This is a genomic window from Cupriavidus sp. YAF13, from assembly GCF_052113425.1.
Lineage (GTDB): Bacteria > Pseudomonadota > Gammaproteobacteria > Burkholderiales > Burkholderiaceae > Cupriavidus.
On the sequence record NZ_JBFRDD010000007.1, the window covers coordinates 16,308 to 30,342 of the forward strand.

11 protein-coding genes are annotated in these 14,035 nt (G+C 67.8%); 6 read left to right on the plus strand and 5 right to left on the minus strand.

Annotation, left to right across the window (positions count from 1 at the left end; translation table 11 throughout):
* Positions 1–274: 274 nt before the first annotated feature.
* The 4 genes from AB4061_RS07725 to AB4061_RS07740 all read left to right on the plus strand — a co-directional run bounded on the left by AB4061_RS07725 (position 275) and on the right by AB4061_RS07740 (position 6,549).
* Positions 275–1,612: an HlyD family secretion protein gene (locus AB4061_RS07725; RefSeq protein WP_441632438.1), complete on the plus strand. Its 1,338-nt coding sequence runs from the start codon at positions 275–277 to the stop codon at positions 1,610–1,612.
* Positions 1,613–1,721: 109 nt separating this feature from the next.
* On the plus strand, positions 1,722–2,999 hold the full coding sequence (locus tag AB4061_RS07730; RefSeq protein ID WP_441632837.1) for a hypothetical protein: 1,278 nt from the start codon (positions 1,722–1,724) through the stop codon (positions 2,997–2,999).
* Between the two features lie 2 nt (positions 3,000–3,001).
* Positions 3,002–4,987 carry a glycosyltransferase family 2 protein gene (locus AB4061_RS07735; protein ID WP_441632440.1) on the plus strand — a complete coding sequence of 662 codons (1,986 nt, stop codon included), beginning with the start codon at positions 3,002–3,004 and terminating at the stop codon, positions 4,985–4,987.
* A gap of 5 nt (positions 4,988–4,992) precedes the next feature.
* A complete protein-coding gene (locus AB4061_RS07740) occupies positions 4,993–6,549 on the plus strand; it encodes an efflux transporter outer membrane subunit (protein ID WP_441632442.1) in 1,557 nt (518 codons plus the stop codon).
* A gap of 12 nt (positions 6,550–6,561) precedes the next feature.
* On the opposite strand, the gene AB4061_RS07745 is transcribed toward AB4061_RS07740, so the two are convergent.
* Genes AB4061_RS07745 through AB4061_RS07755 form a run of 3 tightly spaced genes read right to left on the minus strand, consistent with a single transcriptional unit; the run spans position 6,562 to position 8,960 of the window.
* Positions 6,562–7,356 (minus strand): amino acid ABC transporter permease, encoded by a 795-nt coding sequence (locus tag AB4061_RS07745; protein ID WP_441632444.1) that lies wholly within the window; start codon positions 7,354–7,356, stop codon positions 6,562–6,564.
* On the minus strand, positions 7,349–8,095 hold the full coding sequence (locus AB4061_RS07750; RefSeq protein WP_441632446.1) for an amino acid ABC transporter permease: 747 nt from the start codon (positions 8,093–8,095) through the stop codon (positions 7,349–7,351). Before AB4061_RS07750 ends, AB4061_RS07745 begins: the two co-directional genes overlap by 8 nt.
* A 34-nt stretch (positions 8,096–8,129) precedes the next feature.
* On the minus strand, positions 8,130–8,960 hold the full coding sequence (locus tag AB4061_RS07755; RefSeq protein WP_441632448.1) for an ABC transporter substrate-binding protein: 831 nt from the start codon (positions 8,958–8,960) through the stop codon (positions 8,130–8,132).
* A 228-nt stretch (positions 8,961–9,188) separates the two neighbouring features.
* On the opposite strand from AB4061_RS07755, the gene trhA reads away from it, so the two are divergent.
* Positions 9,189–9,806, plus strand: coding sequence for a PAQR family membrane homeostasis protein TrhA (trhA, locus tag AB4061_RS07760; RefSeq protein WP_441632450.1), 618 nt, complete (start codon positions 9,189–9,191; stop codon positions 9,804–9,806).
* On the opposite strand, the gene AB4061_RS07765 is transcribed toward trhA, so the two are convergent.
* Together AB4061_RS07765 and AB4061_RS07770 are read right to left on the minus strand one after the other, a co-directional pair.
* Positions 9,803–10,282: a GNAT family N-acetyltransferase gene (locus AB4061_RS07765; RefSeq protein WP_441632452.1), complete on the minus strand. Its 480-nt coding sequence runs from the start codon at positions 10,280–10,282 to the stop codon at positions 9,803–9,805. The genes trhA and AB4061_RS07765 overlap by 4 nt on opposite strands.
* A gap of 128 nt (positions 10,283–10,410) precedes the next feature.
* Positions 10,411–12,852, minus strand: a complete 2,442-nt coding sequence (locus tag AB4061_RS07770; RefSeq protein ID WP_441632454.1) for a penicillin acylase family protein — start codon at positions 12,850–12,852, stop codon at positions 10,411–10,413.
* Positions 12,853–13,162: 310 nt separating this feature from the next.
* Between AB4061_RS07770 and AB4061_RS07775 the strand changes: the two genes are divergently transcribed.
* Positions 13,163–14,026: an IclR family transcriptional regulator gene (locus AB4061_RS07775; RefSeq protein WP_441632456.1), complete on the plus strand. Its 864-nt coding sequence runs from the start codon at positions 13,163–13,165 to the stop codon at positions 14,024–14,026.
* Positions 14,027–14,035 lie beyond the last annotated feature (9 nt).

Genomic DNA, 14,035 nt, shown 5'->3' on the forward strand with positions numbered 1-14,035 from the left:
GCACATCCGCGAGTATCGTCGATGGCCCTCGGGCCATACGCATTCGCCCCGCTCCTGGCGTCAGCTGGAGCGCGGGCAGATCAACGGACCCGGCACGTCCTGGTCCACACACAGATGCGCAAGCGGCCCGGCTGGGCCGTGAAACAACGCATCGCGAAAGAAATATTGGGGGACTTGCTTTACAGGGAACGTGCGTCTTGCCGACACGCCCGGTGCCGACGGCTTGCCGCTCGTTTTGCGACCCCGATCGCGCGAACTTGCCAGTGAGGATGCCATGAGCGACAAAATCGAACAAAGCCGTCCCCCGGCCACGCACCTGCCCGAATTGCGCACAGACCGTCTGGCGCCCGCGAGAGGCAGCCGCGAGCTGAGCCAGCGCCGCCTCTGGCATGTGGTGCCACGCCTGACCAGTTACGGCGTGGCCGCCTTTATCGTCTGGGTGATCTTGGCCGTGATGTTCCCCCCCGTGTTCACGCGCTCGTCCGAACGCGCCGTGGTCGATGGACCGGTCAACCTGGTCACCACGCCGGTCGAAGGCGTGGTGGCAGGCCAGCGGATTTCGGTGGGCGCCTCATTTGCGCCGGGAGACACGCTGATGAGCGTGCAGAACCAGAATGTCGACCGCGCCTTGCTGGTGGAACTGACAGGCAAGAAGCTGGACAACCAGCAACGCTACGATGCGGCCAAAGCCAAGCTTGAAGGCGATCAGGCCCGTCTTGACGCTACCGACCAGGAGACCAGGAAATACCAGGCAGCCGCGCAGGCCGAGCACGCCGCCAAGATCCGCGGCATCCAGGCCCGCATGGCAATGGCCAAGGAACAGGTGGACCAGCAGGAAGACGTGGTGAACCGCAACCAGGCCATGCAATGGGCGGGCGCGGTCAGCGAGGCCTACACCAATGCCTCCCGCTACCAGTTGTCGATCCTGTCGAACTCCAAGGAAGCGATCCGCGCCGAACTCGACAACGCGCTCAGCAACAGCCAGGCGGCCAAGGGCAAGGTGTACCTCTCCAGCACCGATGGCGCGGTCTCCACGCTGGCGCAGCGGCACGACGAACTGAGCGCGGAGATCACCCAGCTCAAAGCGGAGCTGACCCAGCTTGAGCAGTACGGCAAGTCGGTTGACGCCCTGATCGCAGAGGAAGGGCAGCGCGTCCAACGCATGTCCAACCTGGATATCAAGGCCTACGATTCCGGCATGGTCCAGGACGTGCTGGCACCGCCCGGCACGCGCGTCGCGGCCGGCGCGACCTTGCTGCGCAGTACCAATTGCGCGCAACCCCGGGTGGTGGCGGTGTTCCCCCGCAGCCTCAGCAACGATCTGTTGCCCGGCAACAAGGTGACGGTGCGCGTGGACGGCGTGGCCGCGCCGTTGGCCGGCAAGGTTGCCGAAATCCTGCCGCGCGCGCCCGATGGCGAGCAGGCGCGCTACTTCGTGCCGTTCCCGCCCATCGAAAAAAACGAGATCTACCTGATCGCCAAACTGGACAAGCCCTTGCCGGCGCTGCCCCTGCAGAGCGCCGGCGCGGCGGCGGATCGCTGTGCGCTGGGCCGCTGGGCCAAGGTCAGCCTCGACCAGCCTTGGTGGGGCCACATGCGCGCGCTGATCTGACGGCGGCGAATCCGACGCACGCCAGGAGATCGCCATGAACCGGGCCTCACTCACCTCGCTCACCTCGCTCACCTTACGCCGCCGAATGCTGCCGCCGCTGCTGGCCGCCATGACCAGCCTGGCCACGATCCTGGCGCCGCCCGCCGCCGCCCAGGCGCCCCCGGCGCAAGCGCGCGAGCAGTTGCTGGCAGGTGCCTGCCAGGCCATTGCCGCGCGGGTCGCGGCGGTGCCCGGCCAGGGCCCGGTGATGCTCGGCAGCTACGAGCCTGCACCGGGGCAGGGTCCGCTTGCACCCGCTTTGCAGCAAGCGGCGTTCGTCTACGACAACGCCCTCGCCGGCATCGCGCTGGTGGCCTGCCACCGCGTTGGCGATGCGCGCCGCATAGCGGACGCCATGGTTGCTGCCAGCGTGCGCGATCGCCACTACCACGATAACCGGCTGCGCAATGCCTACCGCGCCGGCGCGCTGCCGGCGGGCCCCGCGCCGCTGCCCGGCTGGTGGGACACGCCGAGCCAGCGCTGGTTCGAGGACGCGTACCAGGCCGGCACCGCCACGGGCAATGTGGCATGGGCCGCGCTGATGCTGCTGGCCGTCTACGACAACACCCACGAACGCCGCTATCTCGACAGCGCCGCGGCGTTGATGGGCTGGGTCGACGCCACGCTCTTCGATGCCGGCCCCCCGGGCGGCTTCATCGGCGGCTACTTCGGCGAGGAACCCAGCCCCACCCGCCAGTCCTGGAAATCCACCGAGCACAACGTCGATGCCTATGCCGCGTTCAGCTGGCTGGCCCGCCTCAGCAACGATCCGCGCTGGCCGGTGGCGGCACGGCGCGCGCGCGGCTTCGTCGAAGCGATGTGGCAGCCGCGCGAAGGCCGCTTCGTGATCGGCACGCGCGACGATGGCCGCTCGCTCAATAGCGGCCCCTCCGCTCTCGATGCGGTGTTATGGCCGCTGATCGCCGTGCCAGACGCGCCCGCGGACTGGCGCAGGGGCCTGGACTGGACCCGCGAGCGCCACGGCGTCAAGGGCGGCTACGGCTTTAACGGCAACCCCGACGGCGTCTGGACAGAAGGCACGGGCCAGGCCGCACTGGTGCTGCGCGCCAGCAGCCGCGCGCAGGATGCCTCACCGCTCTGGCCACTGCTGCTGTCGCAGCGCGCGCCCTCCGGCCTGCTTTACGCCACGCCGGAGCAACGCATCCGCACCGGCCTCTCGATCGGGCCGACCTCCACCACGGAGGACTTCTACTACTACCACCTGCCCCACCTCGGCGCGACCGCATGGGCGGTGCTGGCCGCCGCAGGCTGGAACCCCTTCCGTCCTTCCGGATGTGTCGACGCCGCTTGCACCAGCGCCATTTCCGCTCCCCCGTCCAAGGAGTAACGATGTTTGCATTCTTCCTCGATGCCAGGGCGCTGCTCGTCATCAACGCCGCCACCTTGTTGCTCGCCTGGCTTTGCATGCGGGGAGATCGCGCCCGGGACTCCGACCGTTGCGTGTTCGGTGCCATCACCGCGACCCTGCTGCTCGTCTACCTCGCCTGGCGCTGGACCCAGACGCTGCCCGAATGGCAAATGACCTTCCCGAGCCTGTGGGCGCATGCCTTCTTCGGGTTCGAGATCATGACGATCGCCTACACCGTGATCTCCATCGTCACGCTGACGCGCGGCAGCAATCATGCGCCAGCGGCCGATGCAGGCGAGACAGCGCTGCGGCGCAGCGGCACGGTGCCGCGCGTCGATGTCTTCATCGCAACCTACAACGAAGGGCTGGAAATACTGGAGAAGACCATTGTTGCCGCGCTGGCGATCGACTATCCGGATTTTCGCGTGTGGGTGCTCGACGACACCCGGCGCGACTGGCTGAAGGCGTTCTGCGCGCAGGTTGGCGCCAACTACGTCACGCGTCCCGACAACACGCATGCCAAGGCGGGCAACCTCAACAATGGCCTGCAGCATAGCGCCCGTGCGGAACATGGCGGCGGCGCGCCCTACATCATGGTGCTCGATGCCGATTTCGCCCCGAACAAGAACATCCTCATGCGCACCATCGGCCTGTTCGCCGACCCCAAGGTCGGCGTAGTGCAGACGCCGCAGTTCTACTACAACGCGGACCCGATCCAGTACAACCTGCGCTCGACCGAATGCTGGGTCGACGAGCAGCGCGCCTTCTTCGATGTGATGCAGCCCGCCAAGGACGCCTGGGGCACCGCCTTTTGCATCGGTACGTCCTTCGTGGTCCGGCGCGAGGCGCTCAGCTTGATCGGCGGCTTCCCAACCGGCACGGTCACAGAGGATATCCACCTGACGTATCGCCTGATGCCGTACGGCTATGTCACGCGCTGGCTCAACGAGCGCTTGAGCGTGGGCCTGTCCGCCGAAGGCCTGCCCGAGTACATCAGCCAGCGCAGCCGGTGGGGACTAGGCACGATCCAGGTAGCGCTCACGGCCGACGGGCCGCTGCGCGGACGCGGCTACACACTGGGCCAGCGCGTGCACTACGTGCACGGCCTGCTGCACTGGCTGAGCCGCCCTTTCACGCTCATGCTGCTGGCCGGGCCACTGTTGTATTGGTACTTCGACGTACCGACGCTGTACGGCGAACCGATGCAGTTCCTTGCCTATGGGGTGCCCGCGCTGCTGCTTTACTGGGCCTACAGCATCTGGGTAACCGGCTCGCGCGCGCTGCCCATCTTTACCGAGGTCACGCAGATCGTGTCCGCGCTGGCGGTCAGCGCGACGCTGGTCAGCGCGTTCTTCAAACCGTTCGGGCGTCCGTTCAAGGTCACCAACAAGGGGCTGGATCGCAGCAAGCTGGTGATCCACGGGAAGTTCGCCGCGCTCTATGGCTGCCTGATCTTGCTCTCCGGCATGGGCCTGGCGCGCGCGGTGGCCGCCGATGCGGCAGCCTCGGGACTCGTCTTCAACATCGCGTGGACCGCCGTGTCGATGGTGCTCTACCTTACCTCGCTGCTGGTCTGCGTGGAACTGCCACGGCCGCGCAAGGAGGAACGCTTCCCCTACCGGGAGCGAGCCCTGCTGCGGATCAACGGCAAGGCAGCTTGCGGCGGGCACGAGTACACGGCCACTACCGTGAACCTGTCCTGCAATGGCGTCGCCATTACCAGCGCGATGGCGGCGGCGATTCCGGTCGGCGCCGAGGGCGCGGTCTGGATGGAGGCGACCGGCTGGGTGCCGTGCCGGATCGCGCGCCGCCAGGGCAAGCTGCTCGGGCTCGCCCTGCATCTGGACATGGCGACGCGCCACCGCTTGATACGGCTGCTCTTCAGCGAGCCCGCCCACAACGTCGCCAGCCAGGGCAATCCCCGGCTGGCCATTTCGCGGCTCGTGTGGCGCGCCTTTTCCGGATGAATCCCATGCAAAAGACTCTCGCCCCTATGCTGCGCACGCTCTGCATGGCCCTGCCGCTTGCGCTGGCCGCATGCACCCTCGAGCCCACGTACCAGCGTCCCGCACAGCCAGTGCCAGAGGCCTGGCCCACCGGCCCGGCATACGCTGCCGGCGCGCCGGCAGCGGCCGAAACCAGCACGGCGGCGGCCGACCTGGGCTGGCAGGACTTTTTCGTCGATGCGCGCCTGCGGCGCCTGATCGAACTGGCGCTGGCCAATAACCGCGATCTGCGCGTCGCCACGCTCGCCATTGAACAGGCACGCGCCCAGTACCGTATCCAGCGCGCCGCGCAATTCCCCGCGATCGGTGCCAGCGCGGGCATGCTCAGCCAGCGCGTGCCCAGCGAACTGCGCGCGCCCGGGCAGTCGGCGGTCATCACGCAGTACAGCGCGGGCGTGGGCTTCAACGCGTTCGAGCTGGACTTCTTCGGGCGCGTGCGCAGCCTCAAGCACGAAGCACTCGAGCAATATCTCGCCACGGAGGAAGCGCGCCGCAGCGCCCATATCAGCCTGGTCGCCGAAGTCGCCAGCGCCTACCTGACCTGGCGCGCCGACCAGGTGCTGCTGCAAATCTCGGAGGACACGCTGAAGAGCCAGCAAGCCGCCGCCGAAATGATCGGGCGCAGCAAGCGCGCGGGCGCCATGGCAGAGCTGGACCTGCACCGTGCCGAAACCCAGGTGCAGACCGCGCGCGTGGGCGTGGAGCAATACACGCGGCAGGTCGCGCAGGACGAGAATGCCATCAGCCTGCTGATCGGCGGCCCGCTGCCGCAAGACCTGCCACCACCCGAGCCCTTCGAGTCGACAAGCCTCGTTGCCGAACTGCCAGCCGGCCTGCCCTCGGCATTGTTGCAGCAAAGGCCCGACATCATGGCCGCCGAGCACCGCCTGAAAGCCTCCAACGCCGACATCGGCGCCGCGCGGGCGGCCTTCTTCCCGACCATTTCGCTGACTGGCGCGGTTGGCTCGGCCAGCACCAATCTGGCAGGGCTGTTCGCCGCAGGCATGGGCGCGTGGACCTTCGCCCCGCAGATCACCCTGCCGATCTTCAATGCCGGCAGCAACCAGGCCAGGCTCGATGCCTCCAAGGTGCAGAAGGACATCAATATTGCCGCCTACGAAAAGACGATCCAGACCGCGTTTCGCGAAGTGGCAGACGGCCTGGCCGCGCGCGGCACCTATGACCGGGAGGCCGCCGCGCAGGAAACCCTGGTCAAGGAAGCCAGCGAAACCCAGCGCCTGTCGGAGATGCGGTTCAAGAACGGCGTGGACGACTATTTCGCGGTCTTCGATGCCCAGCGCCAGCTCTATACCGCGCAGCAAACCCTGGCCACCATCCGGCTGGCCCGCCTGACCAGCCGTGTCGCGCTGTACAAGGCGCTTGGCGGAGGATGGTCGGAGCACACGGCCGCCGTGACGCCAGCAGCGCCGGCGAGCGCGCAAACGAGGGCGCCGGTTGCTCCGGCAACACCGCGGCCCGCACCCGCCGTGGCGCAGGGCGCGGGCGCGACACCGGCACGATGAATCGCACCGCAGCTAGCGGGGCCCGATCGCTACATGCCGGCCCCGGGCCTTGGACCGGGCAGGCGCAAGCGCATGCGCCTCGGGCCGGCCCCGCCGCGCTGTGATGGCGGCCTGGCGCTGCGTCGCACGGCAGGCCAGCGCCGCTACGCTCTCGATCGCCAGGCAAATCAGGAAATAGAGCAATGCGACGGCAAGGAACACCTGCGCCGCATAGCCCACGCTGCGCCCGTTGACCTGCGTTGCCACGGTCGACAATTCCACTACGCCCACGATATAGGCCAGCGACGTATCCTTGGCCAGCGACACCCATACATTGCCCAGCGACGGCAGCATGGCGCGCAGCGTCTGCGGCAGCACCACCTGCCAGAGTGCCTGCAACGGCGTCATGCCGAGCGCCAGCGCCGCATTGCGCTGGCCGCGCCCGATCGCGTCGAAGCCCGCCGCCATGACCTGCGCGATGTAGGCCGCGCCGATCAGCGCGAGCGCCAGCACCACGGTCTGCACCTCGCCCACGTGAACGCCCGCCAGCATCGGCAGCAGGAAGTAAGCCCAGAAGATCAGCATCAGCACGGGAATCGCGCGCAGGCAGGCCAGCAGCGCGCGCACGGCACGCGCCAGCGGTGCCGGCGCCAGGTCAAGCAGCACGGCAACGCCAATGCCCAGCACGGTGGCACCCGCGCAGGCCAGCAGCGCCATCCACAAGGTCAGCGCGGCGCCCGCCAGGGGACCGTTGGGGAATGTGCCAGCCAGCAGGTAGGGCAACTGCTTGAGCACGATGGCCCAGCCGGAGAGATCGGCATCAGCCACGCGCGGCCTCCGTCCATCCCAGGCGGCGCAGCAGCACCGGCGCCGCCGCCTGCAACAACACGATCAGCGCAACGTAAAGCAGCGTCGCCAGGCCGAAGGCCTGGAAGGTCATCAGGCTGTCGGTCTCCACCTGCCGGGCGGTGTAGGACATCTCTGCAAAGCCGATCGCCATCGCCAGCGATGTGTTCTTGATGGTCTGGCAGAACTGCCCCACCATCGGCCGCGCGGCAACCCGCAGCGCCTGCGGCAGCACCACGCGCCAGAATGCAGCGGCGGGCGTAAAGCCCAGCGCCAGCGCCGCCGCGCCCTGGCTCGCGGGCACATTGGCAAGGCCCGCCTCGAACTCGCGCGCATAGAAGGCACTGGCGTAGAGGCCGATGCCCGCCAGGCTCGCAAGCGCCTCCAGCGAAGGCGCGGGCACGTGCAAGCCGCCGATGCGCCATCCCTGCCAGTCATACAGCGCGCCGATGGCGCCATCGCCCAGCAGCTGCGCCGCGCCGAAATACCAGAAGAACAACTGCACCAGCAACGGCGTGCGGCGCAGGAACCCAACGGCGCCGCGCGCCACCAGGCGCAGCGGCATGATCGGGCCGCGCACAAGTGCCAGCCAGCCGGCGGCAATCGCGCAGCCAAGCACGAACACCGCCACCGACAGCGCCACGGTCAGGCCAAAGCCGGCAACGATCCAGCCGCCATACTTTGCCGGCAGCGACTGCAGCAGGATCGCCTGCCCCTGCATGGCTAGCCCTGGCCGGAAATGAAGGAGGTCGTCCTCACTTCAGCGCGCTGCCAATCGTGAAATCCCGCGCTAGCGGCGCCGTGCTCTTCGGCCCGAACCACTTGTCGTAGATGCGCGCCGCCGTGCCGTTCTTCTCCAGCTCCGCCAGGATGCGATCGATCTCCGCGGTCAGCCGGTCCTCGCCCTTGGGAACGCCCACGCCCATGTACTCACGCGTCAGCGTGAACGACGAAATCTCGAACTGATCCTTGTTGGGCAACGTCGCCAGCAAGGCGCCCAGCTTGGCGCCATCCTGCGCAAACGCCTGGATCGCGCCGCTGCGCAGCGCGGTCAGCGCCAGCGGGGAATCGTCATACGCAATCACGCGGGCGTCCGGGTACTTCTGCCGCAGCGTGGTCTCCTGCGTGGTGCCCTTGTCCACGCCCAGGCGCCACGCCTTCAGGTCGTCCGGCTGCTTGAGCGTGCCCTTCCTGGCGATGAACTGCAAGCCGCTGGCGAAGTACGGCGTGGAGAAGCCGATCTGCTGGCGGCGCTCATCGGTGATGGTGAAATTGGCGGCAACGATGTCTACCTTCTGCGATGCCAGCAGGGCAATGCGGTTAGCCGGGTTGGTCGCGCGGAACTCAGGCTTCACGCCCAGCCGCCTGGCGATCTCGGCCGCGTAGTCCACGTCCAGGCCAGCAGGGGTGGTACTGCCGGCCTCGACAAAGCCGAACGGCGGGTTCGCGTCGAACACGCCCACGCGCAGCACGCCAGCCTTTTTGATGTCATCCAGGCGGTCCGCCATGGCGGGGCTCGAAGCCAGCACGGTGAGGCCGGTGAGCAGCGTCAGGGCAGCCTTGAACAGCGGCGAAGGGATACGCATGGGGAGTCTCGCTAAAGGTTGGATGGCGAGACGATAGCGGGGGGCACGCAGGCCGGGAACGAATGGTTTCGCAGATGGTTATGCTATCCCGGGGAGCCCCATCGGCAGGCCCCGACGGCTCGCTTTCCGCGCCCCCTCGAAATCCATGCAAAAATACCCCGATAACGCACTGCAACAAAGCCCCCTGCAATCGCCCCTACCAGCGACCACTACAGGAGAATGAACAATATGTACCGTGGAGAACGTTTCAACGGCTACAGCCATTTGGCGGGCGCCGTCCTGGCCGCCGCCGGCACGGCAGTCCTTATCACCAGCTCTGCCCTCTACCACGACGCCTGGAAAGTCGTCAGCTCCGTCGTCTACGGCGCCACGCTGGTCTTCCTCTACACCATCTCCACGCTCTATCACAGCCTGCGCGGCCGCCCCAAGGACATCCTGCGGCGGCTCGATTACTGTGCCATCTACCTGCTGATCGCCGGCAGCTATACGCCCTTCGCGCTGGTCACGCTGCGCGGGCCCTGGGGCTGGACGCTGTTCGGGGTGAACTGGGGACTGGCGGTGATCGGCATCGCGCAGGAGCTGTTGATTGGCCACCGCACGCGCGTGTTCTCGCTGCTGATCTATGTACTGATGGGCTGGCTGGTGCTGTTTGCCTTTGGCCCGCTGGTGGCGGCGCTGCCGGCCGCCGGCCTGTACTGGCTGGTGGCGGGCGGCGCGCTCTATACGGCCGGCATCGGGTTCTTCCTGTTCGACGAAAAGGTGCGGCACTTCCACGGCATCTGGCACCTGTTCGTGCTGGCGGGCAGCGCCTGCCAGTTTGTCAGCATTCTCTGGTACGTGGGCTAGCGCCTGGCGTCCTCGAGCACCAGGCGCATCGGCACATAGGCAATGCCTTTCGCCTGTGCGCGGGGGCCGATAGCCTGGAAGCCGAAGCGCTCGTACACCACGGTTGCGAACGGGCTCGAATTGACGGTGAATTCACGCACTTCGCCGGTGGCGATCGCGGCCTGGCTGGCGGCTTGCCAGAGGGCTCCGGCAACGCCGCTCCGGTGCATCCGTGGGGCGACAAACAGGTGGAAGAGGTGGCTGACATCACGCATCGCAAGGATGCCGGCCAGCTGCTCGCCGCGATAGGCAACCAGATAGTGGAAGCGCGGGCTGGCGACATATCCGGCGATCGCATCCGGCGAGAGGCTGGCGAGAAAGTCCTCCGCGCCGGCCCCGGATGCCTCGATCGTGAAATAGTGGGCGACGCTCATGGCAAGCGCGCTGATGGCGGCAGCGTCTTCGGTGCCGGCTCGGCGAATGACCAACGTTTCCATGGTGGCTCGGGCTGATGATAGCCATCCAGTTTGTCATGGCGCGGGCCGGCGCGCCACATGCCTGATGCGGCGCGCGTGCTGGAGATGGCGCCGCAGCCAGGCGCGAGCCAGATGCGTCTGCCGCAGGTTTACTGCGGCACCAGCTCCACCCTCTCCCGCGTCTCCTTCTCCACCGCCTTGCGCGTGTAAAGCAGCGGGAAGTAGTCGCCCCTCGCCCACATCTGCGCCAGGTCGCGATAGTGCGGGCTGGTGGGATTGCCGGATTGCCCGGGTGCGTTGACCACGCGCGAGGCATCCCAGTTGCCCACGTCCAGCACCATGCGGAACGACGCGCCCGCGGTGAGCTGGTAGTCGCTATTGCGGTAGCTCGTGTTCATCGGCGTGAAGGAAGACCCGCCGATCGGCCCGGCGTTGACGTCGTAGCGCTGGCGCGCCGCGTTGTCCAGCAGCGGGTCGAGCGGATGATTGAACACCGCGGTGTGCAGCTTGCCCCATTGCCAGGCTTTAGGGTCCGGGCCGAGCTTGCGCTCCACTTCCGCCATGGCGCTCTTGAGCGAGGCCACGATGACTTCGTTGCGGCGCTCCACCGGCATCCACGGCTCGGGCTTTTCCAGCACGGCCAGCACGCGGCTGGCGTCGCCGTAACCTGCAAGCTTGGCGCCTTCCGGCGACAACGCCGCGCGCACCACCGCCGGGCGCAGGTACTTGCTGAACCAGACTTCGAACAACGCCGCCGGCGCGCTGTCGGCGCGCTCGTTGCCGTCCCAACCGCGCAACAGGTCGAGTCCCCGCCGCGCCTGGGCGTCCTCGGTGCGTACATTGGCCAGCAACGCCACCGCGCGCAGCGCCGGCAGCGAGGTGGTGTCGTTCTGCCACGCCATGCTGTCCGCCACCGAGGAATGCGGGTTCGCCGCCGCCAGGCTCTTGAGCCGCCGCGCGCGCGCCGTGTCGCTCCATTCGTAGCCCACGCCCATCTTGGCCGCGGGGTGGTTGGGCGGGATGTTGTTCTCGTTGGCGGTCACCACATAGCCGGCGGCCGGGTTGTAGGCCCACGGCAGCTCATCCATGTTGCGGTAGCCCGCCCACTCGTAGCGGCCGTCGCCCGGCACCGGCGTCAGGCCGTCCCAGTTGGGGCGGATGACGGTCAGGCCACCGGGGATCCAGCCGATGTTGCCTTCGCGGTCGGCGTAGACCTGGTTCTCGCCGGGGGCGCCCCAGCGGTTCATCGCCGCGCGGAACTGGTCCCAGTTCTGGGAGCGCATGTAGTCCATGGAGCCGAAGTACGGCGCCATGCCCAGGTCCAGCCAGGCCGCGCGCAGCGCATAGGCGTGGTTGCCCTTGGCATCGGTGACCAGCACCGGGCCGTGGCGGGTGAAGTCCAGGCTGACCTTGCGCGGCGTGGCCTCGCCCTTGACGGCGATCTCTTCGGTCACGGTTTCCATCGGTTCCCAACGGCCGCGGTACTTGTACTCGTGCGGCTGCGCCGGGTTGGTCTCGTAGACGTAGAGATCCTCCTGATCCATATAGAAGCGGGTCAGGCCGAAACCGATGTTGTCGTTGTGCCCGATCGAGATCCCCGGCAGGAACGGCTCCCCGGCACCAATCACCGACATCCCCGGCGCGTTCAGGTGGCTGATGTAGCGCAGGCTGGGCGCACCGTGCGCGCGGTGCGGGTCATTGGCCAGGATGGGGCGGCCGGTGCTGGTGCGCGAGCCCGAGATCACCCAGTTGTTGGAGCCGAGGCTGCGCGCGGTGTCGCTGTTGGTGTCAAGCACCGCATACAACGCTTCGTGCGGGATACCCTGCGCCTTGGCCGAAGCCCACCACTCTTTCGGAAAGCGCGGCGCGGCAGTGGCGAGCTCATAGGCGCGGCGCAGCTCCACGGTCGGCAGCGCGCAGGGCTCGAGGCCGTCCGGCAGCTTGGGCTGGATCGGCGGATCCAGCTCGCGCTGCACCCAGTCGGTGCGGGCGGCATCGGGCTTGACCTGGCAGTAGACCTGCGTGCGATTGACCTCGCCCATGAAATTGAGCGTGAGCCCGTGATGGCGGATGCGCACGATGTCTTCCGCACGCCAGCGCGCGGGCTTGTAGTTCAACACGCGAAACTCCGGCGGCAGCAAGTCCGGCCTGCTCTCCGTCTGCGCCACGTAGGCGTTCACGCCGGCCACGAACGCCTCCGCCACGCGCTTGGCATCCGAGCCATAGGCCAGCCACTCGCGGTACATGTCGCCGCGGAACAGCACGGCGCGCGCCATGCGGTCCCCTTCCACATAGGCCGGCCCAAAGTCCTTGGCCATCTCGCCCAGGCCACGCTTGCGCCACAAGTCGATCTGCCACAGGCGGTCGCGCGCGGCCATGAAGCCTTGTACATAGAAGGCGTCGTACAGCGTGTTGGCGTAGATATGCGGCACGCCCCAGCGGTCGATCAGGATGCTGGCGGGCTTCTCAAGGCCCGCCACCTGGAAGCGTTCGTTGGCGGCGGTTGCGGCGGCCGGTGGCACGGCCTGGGCGGCGGCTGCGGCAGTGCTCAGGATGAGCAGCGCGGCAAGGCTGCGGGCTCGGCAAACCATGGTGTTTCCTTGGGGACGTGGGGATCGCATTGGGCAAAAATCGGGGGTCGCGAGCCATGCTGGCGCGGCGAATCGCCGCCAAGGATAGCGGAAGTCGCCAGGGTGAGCCTAATCGGGCAACCCGTTTTTGCGGGATGGCAGCCCGGCACACGCCCCGGGAACCGTCGCGAACGCCCAACTGGCGCGGCTTTGCGCCAATTTCAGCGGGCAAAACTTTGATGCAGTGCAGAATGACGAGGCACGTGTGGAAGCCTATAACCCAAAAACCGGTTTCATTCCCCGAAATCGGCCGACTCCGGAGTGCGCTCGCGTGACGGTACCGACTACCTCCCTCCAGAAGGCCTGCAGGCTGCTGCGCGTGCTGTCGGACGCGCGCAATACGCGCCTGACCGACCTGGCCGTGGCGGCTGGCGTCGACAAGGCCTCGGCGCTGCGCCTGCTGGACACGCTGGCGGCCGAAGGCTTTATCGAGCGTGACCCCGACACCAAGGCGTTCACGCTGGGCCCCGAATGGCTGGCGCTGCGCGCGGCCAGCGTGCGCCGCATCGACCCGCGCGCCAGCGTGCGGCCGGCGTTGATCCGGCTTGCCCAAGCCTTCGAGGACACCACCATCCTGTCCGTGCCAAGCGGCTGGGAATCCGTCTGCCTGGAACTGCGCCCCGGCACCTTCCCGATCCGCGCGAACTATCTCGACGTGGGCAGCCGGCGCCCGCTTGGCGTCGGCGCGGGCAGCCTGGCGCTGCTGGCAGCGCTGCCCGATGCCGAGGTGGAAGCCACCTTGCACGCAATCGCACCCGCGCTCAAGCGCTATCCGCGCATCAGCGCGGCGATGCTGCTGCGCGAGGTGGAGGCCACCCGCGCGCGCGGCTACGCGGTACTGCTGGATGTGGTGGTGGAGCGCATGGGCGGCATTGCCGTTGCGCTGCCGGACCCGGATGGCTACCCGCTTGGCGCCATCAGCATCGCCGCGCTCAATGAGCGCATCACCGAGCGCGAGCCCGCGCTCGCGCGCGCGCTGCGCCGCGAAGCCGAAACCGTCTGCGCCGCCTGGACGCCGCCGGCGCCCAACTCGGCGGCGGCACGCCGGCGCAACGCCACCCTGGCCAGCGCCACACCAACGGCCAAGATCCCGACTGCGCGCAAGACGCAGCGAACCACCACGACCGACCTGTAACCGGAGACA